Source organism: Bradyrhizobium sp. dw_78 (assembly GCF_018449525.1).
In the GTDB taxonomy this organism is placed as follows: domain Bacteria; phylum Pseudomonadota; class Alphaproteobacteria; order Rhizobiales; family Xanthobacteraceae; genus Bradyrhizobium.
In genome coordinates, this window is record NZ_JAAVUS010000010.1 from 109,136 (window position 1) to 124,291 (window position 15,156).

Annotated in this window: 10 protein-coding genes; 2 read left to right on the forward strand and 8 right to left on the reverse strand. The window is 60.3% G+C overall.

Features of this window, described 5'->3' with window-relative positions:
• Positions 1-10 precede the first annotated feature (10 nt).
• From HB630_RS23935 to HB630_RS23965, 7 genes are all read right to left on the reverse strand, one after another.
• The gene (locus HB630_RS23935; RefSeq protein WP_213775169.1) at positions 11-973 is read right to left on the reverse strand and encodes a PDR/VanB family oxidoreductase; all 963 of its coding nucleotides are present in this window, start codon (positions 971-973) and stop codon (positions 11-13) included.
• 4 nt (positions 974-977) lie between these two features.
• On the reverse strand, positions 978-2,552 hold the full coding sequence (locus HB630_RS23940) for an amidohydrolase family protein (protein WP_213775170.1): 1,575 nt from the start codon (positions 2,550-2,552) through the stop codon (positions 978-980).
• Positions 2,553-2,622: 70 nt separating this feature from the next.
• Complete coding sequence (locus HB630_RS23945) at positions 2,623-3,948, reverse strand: Rieske 2Fe-2S domain-containing protein (RefSeq protein WP_213775171.1); 1,326 nt, start codon at positions 3,946-3,948, stop codon at positions 2,623-2,625.
• Positions 3,949-3,982: 34 nt separating this feature from the next.
• Positions 3,983-5,008, reverse strand: coding sequence for a nitrilase-related carbon-nitrogen hydrolase (locus tag HB630_RS23950; RefSeq protein WP_213775172.1), 1,026 nt, complete (start codon positions 5,006-5,008; stop codon positions 3,983-3,985).
• 170 nt (positions 5,009-5,178) lie between these two features.
• A complete protein-coding gene (locus tag HB630_RS23955; protein ID WP_213775173.1) occupies positions 5,179-6,114 on the reverse strand; it encodes an ABC transporter substrate-binding protein in 936 nt (311 codons plus the stop codon).
• A gap of 569 nt (positions 6,115-6,683) precedes the next feature.
• Entirely contained in the window at positions 6,684-8,378 is a 1,695-nt protein-coding gene (locus HB630_RS23960) for a hydantoinase B/oxoprolinase family protein (RefSeq protein WP_213775174.1), read from the reverse strand.
• A gap of 2 nt (positions 8,379-8,380) precedes the next feature.
• Positions 8,381-10,465, reverse strand: coding sequence for a hydantoinase/oxoprolinase family protein (locus HB630_RS23965; protein ID WP_249781020.1), 2,085 nt, complete (start codon positions 10,463-10,465; stop codon positions 8,381-8,383).
• A 124-nt stretch (positions 10,466-10,589) separates the two neighbouring features.
• Here HB630_RS23965 and HB630_RS23970 point away from each other — a divergent pair, with 124 nt between their 5' ends.
• Positions 10,590-11,489 (forward strand): GntR family transcriptional regulator, encoded by a 900-nt coding sequence (locus tag HB630_RS23970; protein ID WP_213775175.1) that lies wholly within the window; start codon positions 10,590-10,592, stop codon positions 11,487-11,489.
• Here the strand turns inward: HB630_RS23970 and HB630_RS23975 are convergent.
• Positions 11,452-13,467 (reverse strand): molybdopterin-dependent oxidoreductase, encoded by a 2,016-nt coding sequence (locus HB630_RS23975; protein WP_213775176.1) that lies wholly within the window; start codon positions 13,465-13,467, stop codon positions 11,452-11,454. The genes HB630_RS23970 and HB630_RS23975 overlap by 38 nt on opposite strands.
• 278 nt (positions 13,468-13,745) lie before the next feature.
• On the opposite strand from HB630_RS23975, the gene HB630_RS23980 reads away from it, so the two are divergent.
• A complete protein-coding gene (locus HB630_RS23980) occupies positions 13,746-15,089 on the forward strand; it encodes an MFS transporter (RefSeq protein WP_213775177.1) in 1,344 nt (447 codons plus the stop codon).
• The last annotated feature ends 67 nt before the right edge of the window (positions 15,090-15,156 follow it).

Below are 15,156 nucleotides of genomic sequence, written 5' to 3' on the forward strand. Positions count from 1 at the left end.
ATTTCGAGCGTCACAGGTCGAGCACGAGCTTATCGGTCTTGCTGCCCGAACAGCAGATCATCATCATCTTGTTGGCTTCGCGTTCCCGCTTGGACAATACCGAGTCCCGGTGATCCGGAACGCCTTCAAGAACCGGCGTCTCGCAGGTTCCGCACACGCCTTCCATGCAGGACCGGCTCACTTCGATGCCTTCGGAGAGCAGAACTTCCAGAATCGTTTTATCGGCCGGGATCAGGAAAGACCGCCCGGATTTGGCGAGGGTGACTTCAAAGCCTCCGCGCGCCGGCGCTTGTTCCGATGAAAAGCGTTCGAGGTGGACCGTCGCCGGATCCAGCGAAGACGTCGCCGCCTCAAACGCGTTCAACAGACCGGCAGGACCGCAACAATAGAAATGAGCCACCGGCGACTGGCTGCGGACGATGGCTTCCAGATTCAGCCCGGCAACATTCGGTTCCTGGTCAAAGACGATGGTGACCCGGTCGGGGTATTGCGATTGCAATGCGAGAAGTTCGGCCAGGAACGCCGCACGCTCTCTGGTCCGCGCCGTATAAAACAGCCTCCACGAACGGTTGATCTGCACCAGCCGCTGCAGCATCGACCAGATCGGCGTGATGCCGATGCCGCCGGCGATGAGAACCGTTTCCGCGGCGTCTTCCGCAAGCGCGAAATTGTTGCTCGGCTCGCTGATCTGCAGCTCGTGGCCCGGCCGCAAGATGTCGCACATATATTCCGAGCCGCCTCGGCTTTGCGGATCCCTGGCAACGGCCACGACATATCTATGGGTTTCGTGCTGCGGATTGACCAGCGAATAGCTGCGCTCCAATCCGTTCTTGATCAGGATCTCGATATGCGACCCGGCCGTAAACCGAGGAAGCTCCGCGCCATCGATGGAGCGCAACTCGAACGAAAAGATATCCTCGGCTTCGTAGCGAATGCCGTGAACACGCACCTTCAGAAGCCGCCGGGGGATCATCTGATTATCGGCCATTGAGATGGTAGAACGGCTTCGGAACCGGCAGCTTCCAGTCCTTGTAAAAATCGCGAACGTAAGGAAACACTTCGCGGGAAAATTCGGCCCTTGCCGCTTCGTCCGCCCGAAGCGGACGATTGAGATCGGCCGACAGTTTTTGCGCTGTATGATCGCGATCGACGTTCGCGAATTTTCCGTTTCGATACACGATTTTTCCGTCGATCATGACGGCGCTGACATGTTCGGTCTTGGCGCGATAGATCAGGGCGTCGACGATCGGAATTTCGCTGTCCAGAAAGGGCGCCGCGATGCGCTTGTAATCGAGAGATACCAGATCGGCGCGTTTGCCGACTTCCAGAGTCCCGATTTCCGATCCAAAGCCGATCGACTTCGCGCCGTGCTCGGTCGCCATCTGGAATATCTGCGCGGCACCGAGCGGTTTCTGGTAGATTCCGGGCTGGGCGTGCAGGTGTTTCACCAGCCTCATCTCCTGCAGCATGTCGCGATCGTCATTGAGGCCGGCTTCGTCGATGCCCAGCGCGACCGGGATGCCGCGCGCGACAAACTCCCGCACCGGCGCGATCCCGCTTCTCAAGCGAAGATTCGAGCTGGCGTTATGGCAGATGCACATACCATGCTTGGCGATGACATCGAGATCGGCTTCACAGACCCAGGTGCCGTGCCCGACCGTCAAATGCGGGCCCAGAAATCCGATGTCGTCCAGATGCTGGATCGATGTCTTGCCATATTGACGCGCCGAGAATTCCTTTTGATACGGCGTCTCCGACAGGTGAAGATGGATTCCAATGCCATATTTGTGCGCCCAATCCCGGGTCAGGCCGAGCAACCGGTCGCTGCTTCGTTCGAGATTGATGGGGGCCAGCCAGATCCGGACCAAGGGCTGTTTGCCGCCGCCAAATCGATCCAGCATCGGCTTCAGATATTCGGTCTCGTAATCCTCCAGATCGAAATGCGTCCTTTGCAGAAACGCGCTCGTTTTGTGCCGCAGCGGCTCGGGAAGCGACGCGATGAAAACGTCATCATCTTCGTAAACCAGCCGGTGCTGGTCGCGATTGCAGAAGGCGAAACTCACGCGCATGCCGAGATCGACATAGGCCTGGATGATCGCGGAAGCATTTTCCGGCCAGGAACGCACCGGACCCGGCTTCATGCCGCCGAGGTGCTGAACGGCCGTGACCCCTGAGGCGACCAGTTCGAACGCCGAATAAAGCGTATCGAGATACGGATCGACGTCGCGATGGCGGATATGATGGGTCAGCCATGTTTCCAGCGGCATGTCTTCGCTGCCCAGCTGAACTGGCGTTATCCCGATGTGGTGATGGGCATTGACCAGTCCGGGGATCACGACATCATCGGCGGACCCACAGACCTCGATGCCGGAATGCTTCTTGGCGAGGTCCGAATACGGACCGATCTCTTCAATCCTGCCGCCGATTTGAAGAATTGCGCCGTCATGCAGAATGTCGACCGTGTCGTCGTCGAGAGCCTTGAGCAATATATGCCGGCCGCGGACCAGTGAACCGCTCTTCTCGCGCGAAGCCATCGTCGAATTGTCCGTCATTCTTTCGGTAGTTGGTCCGGAGATCCTGTCTCGATCACGGCTTGCCGGCGGAAGCCGTGATCGTCCCCGTCTATTCCGCGGCCTTCATCGAATGCAGGGGACCGACCGCGTTGGTCATGGCATCTTCGTAGGCGTCCAGCCAATCGGTGCCCTTCTGAACAATGATGTCGCCGCCGCGCGCATCGCGGCAAAGATGCGGCTCGTCGACGATGCGGGGCAGCTTGCCGTTGTCCCGATAATCGATCGCGGCTTTCAGCAGGGCCCGGCGCGTCAGCATCACCATCCGGTCGCTGGCGGCCAGATGCTCCATGGTGCGATCGACAATCGAACCCATGCTTTCCTGGATCGCCTGGTCCTGCAGCGGAATTCCGATGATCCCGCTGTAGCTTTCTCCCGAGCGCTGCATGTCGCGGTCCATCAGATAGTCGTTGGCCGCATTTCCCTTGGGGCGCCAGCGTCCCATCCAGTCGGTCGTGCGCGGCAGGTATTCCACCGGCCGCGCCAGACCCGGCACCAGCGAGCCGTCGGCGTAGCGCATGGCCGTGTCCTTGCCGGTGCCCCGATATACATCGATATTGAAAATCATGGTGTGCTCGTCGTCGATCGGAACCCACGCATTCGCGGATACGTTGTTGGTGACGACATCGCTGGGATACGTCACCCAGAACGGAAAGATGAACGATGCGAACCGGTGATGTTCGTTGCCTTCATCGGCATCGCGCTGCGCCGAGTACATCGTCCCGTACTCGGTCTCCGTCACGTTGATTTCGGGCGACTTGTTGATGATCGTGTAGCTGAGCGGATCGTTCAGATCCAGCCGATCGACGTCGATGTTGCCGCCGTGCAGGAAGCCGGAATGCGATGTGTCGATATCCCCTTCCAGCGCCTGCAGCCAATTGCAGTCACGCTGCGTCAACGCGATGCCGACATCCTTGGTATCGACCATCGTGGCTTCGATGTCCGGCAGCGGCGGCGGAACTTCGCGGGCGCCCATGTAGAGGAAGACAATGCCGCCCCGTTCGGTGACCTTGTAGGCTTTCGCCTTCGTTCCCGCCGGATAGCGCTTCTTGTCCGGAACGTTCGGCTGGTCGAGACAATTGCCGTCGACGTCGAATTTCCATCCGTGATAGATGCACCGGATACCGCCCTGCTCGTTGCGCCCGAAAAACAGCGAGACGCAGCGGTGCGGACAGAGGTGATCCAGTATGCCAACCCTTCCCGCTGAATCGCGGAACGCGACGAGCTTTTCGCCCAGCAGCATCAGCCGCATCGGATCGCCGTCCGACACCAGCTCCGACGACAGGCATGCGGGGATCCAGAATTGACGAAACAGATTGCCCATCGGCGTGCCACGGCCGACGCGGGTAAGCAGTTCATTTTCCTCTGCAGAAATCATATCCACTCCTCATTCTGATCGCGGCTCGCTTGCGTTATGGTCGACAGATGCCAGCGCGGGACAGCGCGTCGATCGCTTCTCGAACGATCGGAATCGTCGCGTCGGCGTTGGTCATCGGCGTGTCGAGAAAACGGTTTGGCGGATAACCAACCGCGGCGGCGTAAAACGGCCGATACATATCCCATCGCGCCCGCGCCAGGGGGTTGGCGATCCCGATATCGTTGCGCGCCTCCCGGAGGCGCTGGAGGTCTATCTCCGCCGATACCGCGAGCGTTTCCCCGGCCCCCTCCTCAAAGGCGAGCGTGCATCCCCGGTAATCAAGGATGTGGGACCGTCCGCCCAGCACGCTTCCGTCTTTCGAGAATCCGATGCCGTTGGCGACGTTGGCGCTGACAACATAGACCATATTTTCCGCGGCGCGTGCCACCTTGGCGGCTTCCTGCGCCGCGCTTCTCTCTTCATTGGTCGGATGCAGGATGACTTCGGCGCCCCGCATCATGAAGACCCGCGCGACTTCGGGGATCGCGATCTCGCCGCAGGCCATCATCGCCAGCCGACCGAGTTCGGTATCGACGACCGGGAACGCGCCCTCGAACCCCTCCTCGGCGATGTAGGCATCCATGAAATCGTGCGGAGAAGGCCAGACGGCGGTATTGATCCGCCGAAACCGCAGGATGATCTCCCCGCTGGGATCGATCAGAAAGCACGCGTTGAAAAAGCGGCCGGGCCATTTTGCGTCGATCTCGAACTGATTACCGGCGATGAAGATGCCCTGACGACGGGCCACCTCCTGTAGCGGCTTGGTAATGGGCCCGGGTATCGGGGCGCAGGCTTTTTCAATCCATTGGCCAATGGTGGCGCCGTGCGGCGGCCCCTGCATGGCGAATTCCGGAAGCACGACAAGCTGCGGCTTTGACGCGGCACCGGCGCAGGCTCGATCGATCAGCCTTACGGCCCGCGCGATATTGCCATCGATTATCTTCCATGCCCCCTCCCGATCATCCGAAAGGGCCGCAAGGTCGCTCGTCATCTGAATGCAGGTCGCGCGCCATTTGTTCATAGAATTTCAATTCTCAACGATCGCGCGCCTCAGTACACAAATGGAATACCAACAGAATCCTGAGATGAAATCAACCATTTTATGATCGCCGGAAGGACGCCTTTATGGCCGCGGAAAAAATGGGCCGCCATCAAGGCGGCCCACGTCCGGCAGACCGATCGGTCGAAGCGCTATTCGGCGCCCGGCAGGAACTTGCTGGTGAAGATATCGCCCGGCTTCACCCCCTCGCGCATGCCGAAATACTTCTCCTGGATTGAAATGGTCTGCACCAGATCCTTTTCGGCGACCCAACCATATGGCTTGCCCGCGCTGTTGTCGGTGTGCAGGAATCTCGGCAGTTCCTTCATTTCGATGGCGAGAATCTCCGGGTCCGTTTCCGCATTTGCGGCATGGACGGCGGCAACGCCGGCCGCCGGATCCTTCTCGACGGCGTCAGCGCCCTTTTCCGTCGCGGTCATGAAGCGCTTGAGCACGTCGGCTTTCTTTTCCAGCGTGTCCTTGGTGACGAAAATGCCGGTGCCGAGGGTATTGATCCCTGAGTCGGAGAACATCATCGGCGGATTGATCGGCTTCACCTTGTTCACCTTGGTGCCATCCGGCACGGCCCAGGCGGCGATGAAGTCGACATCGCCGTTCAGGAGCGAGGAGTACATCGAGGCATAATTCAGCGAGATTTTCTTGATCTTCGACATGTCGATCTTGTTGACTTCCGCGTAGGCGTCAAACAGCCGCTGCGCCTGATCGCCCGGAACCGCGCCGAACTTCTTTCCTTCGAGATCGCTCGGCTTGGAAATGCCGGAGGTTTTCAGCGAAATCACCGACTCCGGGGCCCGTTGCATGATGCCGGCAATACCGATCACCGGGGCTCCCTTGGATTCCGCCAGCGCGAGCGCCGACAGGCTGGCAAGGCCAATGGTCTGGTTTCCGGAAGCCACGAGTTGCAAGGTCGGGACGCTACCCTGGCCGCTGAGGATTTCGACGTCGAGCCCCTGCTCTTCATAGAACCCTTTTTCCTTTGCAAGAAACAGCGCCGCATGGTCCGCGCCCGGAAGCCAGTCCAGCCTGACGCTGACTTTCTCGAGCGGCGCCGCGTCAATCGAGGGCATGTGGACGAACGCGATCGCTGCCGTGAGACAGCCCAGGATAAATCTACGATGGAAATGCCGATTAAAACTGAAACTGCGCATCACGGTTCCTCTTTTTGGAAGCTGCCGGCTCTGGGATAGACGTCGTCCGAACTCGTATTCACCTGGTATTCCATTAGTCGCCCGAAATAGATCATCAAATTTCAGCCTCTTCAAGAAGGCCTCTGCAAAGTTTCTTTATTGAGGGCGCGATTCGATGAAAACGCTTGTTATGAAGTCACGATGATCAATCCGAAAGCATGCGATGCCGTGAAAGAGGGCAAGTAAGCTCGGGCTCAAGGTGGAATGTTTGCGGCGACGCCGATCAATGCTGCGCGATGGAGGCGCGGTTCGGTTGCAGGCGCGTTGCGTGTTTTCCAACGGTCCGCGACGGGCTCAAGCGGCTCCGTCAGCCGATCCGGAGGATCGCCTGACCTTGCTAGGTCCCGGAACTCTGCATGAGGTTACGAACCGAATCCGACAGGCGCCGCCCGGACACGCGATCCGTAAATGTCATTCGACCTGCACGGCTCGCGAACAAAGAGCCTGGCTCATTCCGCCGCCTTGAGGGCCGAAGCTGCGGCGTCATCTTCTTCATGTGTCGAACGGGCAAGTCCGTAGCCAAATCGGTCGTCCATCTCGCGCAGCTGCGGCGAACGTTCCGACGGTTCACCATATCCGCCGCCGCCCGGGGTTTGCACATGGATGACATCACCGGCGCGAAGCTGGATGTCCTGATCCTTTGAGAGATGCAACGGCACATAGGTCTTGCCGGACTGGCGGATTTCGATGCGGTTGGGTTTGCCTGAGCCGCCTCCGAGAACGCCCGGTGGGCCCACCCGGCCATGATCCATGACGAAGGAAGCCCGCGCTTCGCCGCGCCGGAGAACGACGGCATAGCGAACGCCGAAACCGCCCCGGTGCCGCCCCGCTCCGGCCGAACCCTCGGCGATGGCAAACTCGTTGAAGAGGACGGGAAAGCGCTGCTCGAGAATTTCGATCGGCGGCGTCTTGGCGATGCCGATCGTGGAACAGCCATTCGAAATGCCGTCGAATTCCGCCGAGCCGCCATAGCCCCCGCCCGTCACGATGTACATGACGAAGCTGTTGCCGGTTTGGGGATCCGTGCCGCCGATCGCCAGATTGCCGCTGGTGCCGGCGGGAGCCGCAAAGAGGCGATCCGGCAGCGCATCGGCCAGCGCCAGAAACACGGCCTCGGCGATACGCTGGCTCACCTCGGCCGCGCAGCCGGAAACCGGCCTGGGATATCTGGCATCGAGGAAAGTCCCCTCGGGCACGGGGATGGTCAGGGGTTCGAATGTGCCGGCGTTGATCGGCACTTCGGGAAAGATGTGCTTGATGGCCAGGTAAATCGCCGATTTCGTGGTGGCGATCACGCTGTTCATCGGCCCCCGGCAAGGCGGGCTCGATTTCGAGAGATCGAATTCCATGCCCTCGCCGCGCTTGCGGATCAGGAGATTGATCTCGAGCGGCTCATCGATCACGCCGTCGGAATCAACGATCGCGACGCTTCGGTAATCGCCGTCGGGGATGGTGGCGATCTTGGCGCGCATCTGTTGCGCGGCGCCCCGCTTGAGCAGGTCGATGGCACGCTCGACCGTGTCTTCGCCATATCTGTCGAGCAAGGAAGTCAGGCGGCGTTCCCCGATCTCGAGCGCGGCGGCCTGCGCCCGGATGTCGCCAATACGCTGATCGGCGATCCGGATATTCGAGAGGATGATGGAGAGGATTTCCTCGTCGATCTCGCCCTTTTTGTAGAGCTTGACCGGCGGAAGCCGCAGTCCTTCCTGCTCGACCTCGGTCGCCTTCGCTGAAAACCCGCCGGGCACCATGCCGCCGGTATCCGGCCAGTGACCGGTATTCGCAAGCCAGGCGAACAGACGCCCTTTGTAGAAGAACGGCTTGACGAATTTGACATCCATCAAGTGGGTTCCGCCGAGGTAAGGATCGTTGACGATGAAAATATCGCCGGGGTCGATGCTCCTTGCGCGATCGATGACCGCCCGGGTCGAGAACTGCATCGTCCCGACGAAGATCGGAAGACCGAGTTCGCCCTGCGCGATCAACTCCCCGGTCGTCCGGTGATAGATGCCGTCCGAGCGGTCCAGCCCTTCGGCGATGACCGGGCTGAAGGCGGCGCGAACGAAGGCGGTGTCCATTTCGTTGCAGACCTGCTGCAGGCCGTTCTGGATGACCGCGAGCGTGACGGGATCAATTGCTGCCATCGTCATTGTCCTTCGGCGACATGGATGATGACGTTCCCCAGCACATCGACCTCGATGCGATTGCCGGGATCAACGACCGTTGTCGCGTCAAGTTGTTCCAGTATCGCCGGACCGCGGAATTCGCTGCCGAGCGGCAGGCGGTCGCGATCGAAGATCGGCGTGTCGAACCAGCCATCCTCAAACCAGACGCGGCGGGTGCCGCGCTTCGCATCGGCGACGGTCCGGGCCGCGGTGCGCGAGGTCAATGCATCGACGGGAAACGGCTTTCGCTTGCCGATGACCGCGGTGTGGAGATTGGCAAGGACGGGTTTGATTTCCGGAAGCGCGACCCTGAAGCGGCTCCAGTATGCTTGCTCAAACGCATTGTGGAGAGCCTGCGTTTCGAACTTCCCTTCGGGAATGGCGACGTTGAGGATATGTGTCTGGCCCTGAAACTGCATGTCCGCGGTGTGGAAGACCCGCACATCCTCGATCTGGACATCTTCCTTCGCGAGGATGCTTCGTCCCTCCTCGACATGCGCGCTCAACACGGCGGCCAATTCCTGCTCGCTGACCGCCGAAAGCGGCTTGTTGATCGTTCGCACGAAGTCGTGCCGCAAATCGGCGACCAGGCAGCCCAGCGCATTGGTCAGACCCGGGCGAGCCGGGATCAATACCTTGGGGATGCCGAGCTCCTTTGCCAGAGCCGCGGCATGCAAGGGTCCCGCGCCCCCGAATGCCAGCAGTACGAAGTCACGCGGATCATGCCCTCGCGAAAGTGATACGAGGCGAATGGCGCCCGCCATCTTGTCGTTTGCGACGCGAATGATCGCGGCCGCCGCCTGTTCTCCGGTAAGGCCGAGCGCGTCGCCCACATGCTCCCGCATCGCGCCCGCAACGGCGGTCATGGTCGTCGATCGTTCCACCCCCAGCAGCCGCTCCGGGTTGAGACGGCCGAGAACGAGATTGGCGTCGGTGATCGTGGGCTCCGTGCCGCCGCGCCCGAAGCAGATCGGACCAGGAATCGCGCCGGCGCTTTTCGGCCCGATCTGGAGAAGTCCCGCTTCATTGACGTGGGCGATGGATCCGCCACCCGCGCCGACGGTATGAACATCGACCATCGGAACGTGGATCGGCATCGCATATTCGATTTCCAGCTCCGACGAAACCAGCGGCACTCCCTCTTGAATAAGGGCGACGTCGGTGGACGTTCCGCCCATGTCATAGGTGACGACATTGGGGAATCCCGCGGCCGTCGCCGTGCGCGCGGCGGCGATCACTCCCGATGCCGGACCCGACATCACGGTATGAACGGCCGAACGCGTCACGATCGAAGACGATGCCGTGCCGCCATTGCCCTGCATGACGAGAAGCTGCCGCCGGAGTCCGCGCTGCTTCAGCTCCGCCTCCAGCCTGTTGAGGTAACGGTCCAGGATCGGCTGCACCGATCCATTCACCGCGGCGGTGACGCCACGCTCATACTCCCGGCATTCCCCGATGATCTGATGCCCTGCGGTGACATATTCGTTCGGCCATATCGCGCGGATGATTTCCGCGGCCCGCAGCTCATGCGCCGGATTGGCGTAAGAATGCAGGAAATGCACGACGACGGATTCCGCGCCGCGCGACAGCATTTCTTCGGCAACGGCCCGAACTTCCGCCTCGGAAAGCGGCTGGACCACCGCACCCGTTGCATCCATTCGTTCCGTCACCTCAAAGCGCAGATCGCGCGGGATCACGGGAATGAAGGTGCCGATCAGGCCGTATGGATGTGGCCGCGTGCGCCGGCCCAATTCCAGCACGTCCCTGAATCCCCTTGTCGTGATCAACGCGCATTTTGCGAGTTTTCGCTCAAGGAGAGCGTTCGTGGTGGCTGTCGTGCCATGAATGAAAAGATCGATTCCGTTGGGGTTCTTGCCCGTCTTCTCCAGCGCGGCGAGCACGCCGTGCGCCTGGTTCGCGGTTGTCGTCGGCACCTTTGCAAATTGTAATCCGTTGACGGGATCGTGCAGGATGAGGTCGGTAAACGTGCCGCCGACGTCGCAACCGACAATGACCGATCCCATCGCACGCTCTCCAGCCTTCTCTTCCATGGATTCCCGATGCATTTCCCGTGCCTGCCTCATGCGACCTAGCGGCATAGCCGGCTTGTTTCCCGGTCGCGGCGCGACATCGGCAGATCGTTCATGGCTTTGGCTGTTCCGGAATATTTTACATCCATGATATTTATCAATGTATCCAGAACGATTAGCATGCGAAACTATAGACGGGAAACGCCTTGTTTCGATCGGTGCTTTGGCCGCGCGCCATCCTATGGAAATCTATATTCCGGGGGATTGGCTTGCTCCCAATGTGATGTCTTCGTGCGAAACGACGAATTTAAAGAGAACAAGAGTGGCATTGAAAACCGCAGATTCTCCGAAGCTCATTGAAGACCTCGCCAACCGCATTCAGGCGAAAATCATCACCGGAGAATATCCGCCGGGAACGCGTCTCAAGCAGGAAGTCCTTGCGCAGGAATTCGACGTAAGCCGGACCCCGATACGGGAAGCCCTCTCGCGCCTCGAAGCCAAAGGCATTGTCAGCCAGGCCCAGCGTCGCAGCGCTGTGGTGCGAACGCCCTCGAGCCGGGAAATAACCGAGATGTACCAGGTCCGCGCCGAGCTGGAAGGGCTTGCCGCGCAACTGTCCGCGCGATGGATCACCGACCAGCAGCTTGTGGAGCTCCGCACGGCCCATGACGAGTTCGTGCAGGCGGTGAAGGAGCTGCGCAGCACCCGCGATTCAGAGGCCCGCTCGAAGCCCGATCCGAACTGGTTCGAACACGCCGCGCAGCGCTGGATCGACATGAACGCCAGGTTCCACAAGACCATCAACGATTCTTCGAACAACCGGTATCTGGCGCGCACGATCCAGGACGTGACCTCGGGATATGCCCGCAGCGTGTTGCTCTCGTCGGCATTTGGAATGAACAGCTTCCGCATCGAAGCCAACATCAGCCAGCACGAACGAATCCTCAAGGCGCTTGAAGATCGTGAACCGGCCCGGGCAAGGCGCGCGATGGTCGAACACATTCTGAAAGCGAGCGAATTCGTCATTGCGTCATTTGCAAATCACGTTGCCGAGGCGTGACGTCCGCCTTCGATAGATCGACCGGCCCCGCCAGTCGCTCCAGGCGCACACGCGTCTCGCCATAGGCGGCCATTTCGCCGAAATTCGATATCACGTCTTCGGTGAGAACGTTGGCGCCGCCGCCGCGCTTCATCCAGGTCCCGACCGGCATGATCACCATCCCCCGACCGACCCGCGGATCGACCAGCACTTCAACCTGAAGTTCGCCTACCGCCGACTTCAGGCGCGCGATCTCACCATTCTTGATGCCGGCTTCATCCGCAGCGGCCGGTCCAACCCGAACGGATGCGACTTTGGGATGTTCGGTCTCCAGCATCTGCGAGAGCAGCCATTTCTTGCTGAAATTTGTTACGAATGTGAGGGGAAATCCGGAATCCGACCGGGGCACGATATCGACCTCGGTCAGAAATTCGAATCGGCCGGATGCGGTCGGAAACTTCTTGTCGGCGAACGGGACCTGTGGCGCGACGGGGCAGCGTACCGGACCCTTCATCAATTCATCCACCGTCACGCCGTTGTTCGCCATCGGCTGGAGAAGGCGTACCAGCCATTCGCGCGGCGAACCGGCCATCTCCTCGCCGATGCCGAGACGTGTCGCGAGCTGCTGATAGATCCAAAGGTCGGAACGAGATTCTCCGACAGGCTCGATCGCGCGATTGACACCGCCGAGGATGTTGTGCCCCCAGGACACCAGCACATCCTCTTCCTCCAGGAAGGTGGTGGTGGGAAGAAACAGATGCGCGTAATCCGTCGTGTCGGTCAGAAAACTGTCGACGACCACGACACATTCGAGCTGGCGCAGCGCTTCCGCCACCAGGTTGGAGTTGGGCGACTGATTGACCGGATTGCCTCCGTTGACGAACAGCATCCGGACCGGCGGATCGCTGGCTTCGAGCAGCCCCCGTCCCAATAGCGGTTCAGGAATGGTGCGGTGATATTGCGCGCGGTCAGATGCCTCCAGGCGCTTGTCGAACAGGCGCTGGGTGTCGAACCCGTGCGTCACGCCGCCGCCGGCGATTCCGATCTGGCCGCAGATCGCCGCGAGCGCATCGACGCAACGAAAGATTTCGGCGCTGCTCCTGTATTTGTTGAGGCCCCAGCCGAGCATGATCGAGGCGGGCTTTGTCGTTGCGAATTCGCGCGCGAACCGCTGCAATTCCGCAATCTTGATGCCGCATCGGCCGCCGAGATCGTCGAGCGAATGCCGGTCAAGCAACGCACGGAACGTCTCGAAGCCGTGGGTATGATTGTTGATGAAGTCGCGATCTTCCAGGCCTTCGGCAAGAATTATCTTCGCAAGCGCCAGGGCGAAGGCGGCATCGGTCGCGACCAGCGGCTGGATGTGCTCATCGCAGATCGTCGCGGATTCGCTCTGCACAGGATCGATCAGGACGACCCGCCCGCCCTGCTCGCGAACCGCCTTCAGCAGCGGAACGAGATGAAGATTGGTCGCCAGCGGATTACGTCCCCAGAGCAGCACCAGCCGGCTGTTGAGAAGATCCGATGGATCGTGGCCGAGCCTGACGCCGAAATCGAGCTTCTGGCCCGCGCGAGCCGCGCCGCTGCACAGCGAGCCGCTGGCTGTCGTCACGCCGCCGAGCAGATTCCAGAAGCGATGGCTTAACTTTTTGGTCGCGCCCCAGGAGCCGGTGCGCTGATAATGCATGATCGACAACGGGCTGTCTTCACGCCTGAAAGATTCGATCTTCGAAGCAATGGTTTCAAGCGCCTCGTCCCACCCGATCCTCACCCACGGCGAGTTGATCGAGCCATCCTGCCTCCGGAGCGGGTGCAACTGACGTTCCGAACTGTAGAGACGCCGCGGAAATCGGTACGTCTTCGCGCACAAATACCCCTTCGTGAATTCGTGCCCCGAATGTCCTTCCAACTTGGTGACACGACCGTCTTCGACATGCGCGATGATGCCGCAGCCATCAGGGCAATCCAGCGTACACGAGGTGTAGATTTTTTCCGTCATTCAAGCGGCCGCCCAGAACAATGCGAATGCCGGCGCGCGAGCCGCGCAGTGCTGTCATCGATACAATATTGTATCCAAGATTACATGTCATGCATTCATAAAGAGCAGCATGGCGATCTTTTATGCAAGCTCAAAAGAAGCGCAATTAGCGATTAGAGGCCACATAAGTATCTGTAATTATGATATAATTTATAATCCATGCACGGCCCAGAGCGTCGAACGGGAGGTGGCACGGGTCTTGCGAACCGTGATTCGTCATTCCTTCATGGAGAAGCAGGATGAGCGCAGAAGCCGCCGTGACAATCGAGCGTCAGCCAGTAAGGGCGGCGGCCGCCGCCTTCGCCGGCACCACCATCGAATGGTATGATTTCTTCGTGTACAGCACGGCGTCCGCGCTGGCCTTTCCGCAGCTCTTCTTTCCAAACACCGATCCCACGGTCGGCCTGCTGGCATCGTTTGCGACCTTCGCCGTGGGATTCTTCGCCCGCCCCTTCGGCGGCTTCCTGTTCGGTCATCTTGGCGACCGGTTCGGCCGCAAGCGGGCCCTCATCGCCACGCTGATCCTGATGGGCACCGCGACGACGGCCATCGGATTTCTCCCGACCTACGCGCAGATCGGAATCTGGGCGCCCGTCCTGCTGATCCTGTGCCGCGTTATCCAGGGCGTCTCCGTCGGCGGCGAATGGGGCGGCGCCGTGCTGATGGCCGGTGAGCATGCCCCCGAGGGTCGGCGAACCTGGTATGCCTCGTTCGCCCAGCTTGGCAGTCCCGCAGCGGTGCTGCTCTCGATGGGCATTTTCGCACTGGCCACCCGCATGGCGGGAGACAGTTTCATCAACTGGGGATGGAGGGTGCCGTTCCTGTTAAGCTTCGTGCTGCTTGTGATCGGATTGCTGATCCGCCTCGGTGTGAAGGAATCGCCGGAATTTGCCGAGGCCAGCGAACGCGAGAAGCTTTCGCGATTTCCGATCATCGACGCGTTCCGGAATTCAACGAAATCGATCATCTTCACCTTGCTCGCATTCACGATCGGTACGGCAGGATTCTATTTCACCAACACCTTCCTGATCGCCTATTCCACCAGAACGCTCGGAATTGACCGGTCGCTGGTTCTGGAAAGCCTCACGATCGTTGCGATCGTGCAATTCATCGGACAGATCGCCGCGGCGCGGATCGCCGAAAAAATCGGCGACAGCAAGTTTCTGCTGGCCGCCTCGGCGCTCGCGATACTGGCTCCCTATCCGATGTTCAAGCTGGTGGAGTTGAAGAGCCAGTTTGGAATTGTAACGGGCGTATCGATCGCGACGCTGTGCGCGTCCGGTTTCTACGCCGTGATCGCCGGCTATGCGAGCAAGGTCTTCCCGGTCGAAGTGCGCTACACGTCGATCTCCGCGGCCTATCAGCTCGGCGGAGCCATCTTCGGCGGCTTTACGCCGATGATCGGCGTGGTCCTGTCCAACAACTATCCCGGAAGCTGGATGCCGCTGGCGATCTTCTACAGCATATTGGCCGGCATTTCGTTCCTGGGCGTATTCCTGCTTTCATCCGCCGGATTTGCCGGCAGCGAACAGCCATCCGGCGTCGCGTCCGTGATTTCCCCGGAGATCGCCGCGACAAACTGATCAGCGACGGGAGGCGACCGCGGTCGCCTTCTCTTTTTCGGGGCATGGAAGTCTTGATCGAGCGGCG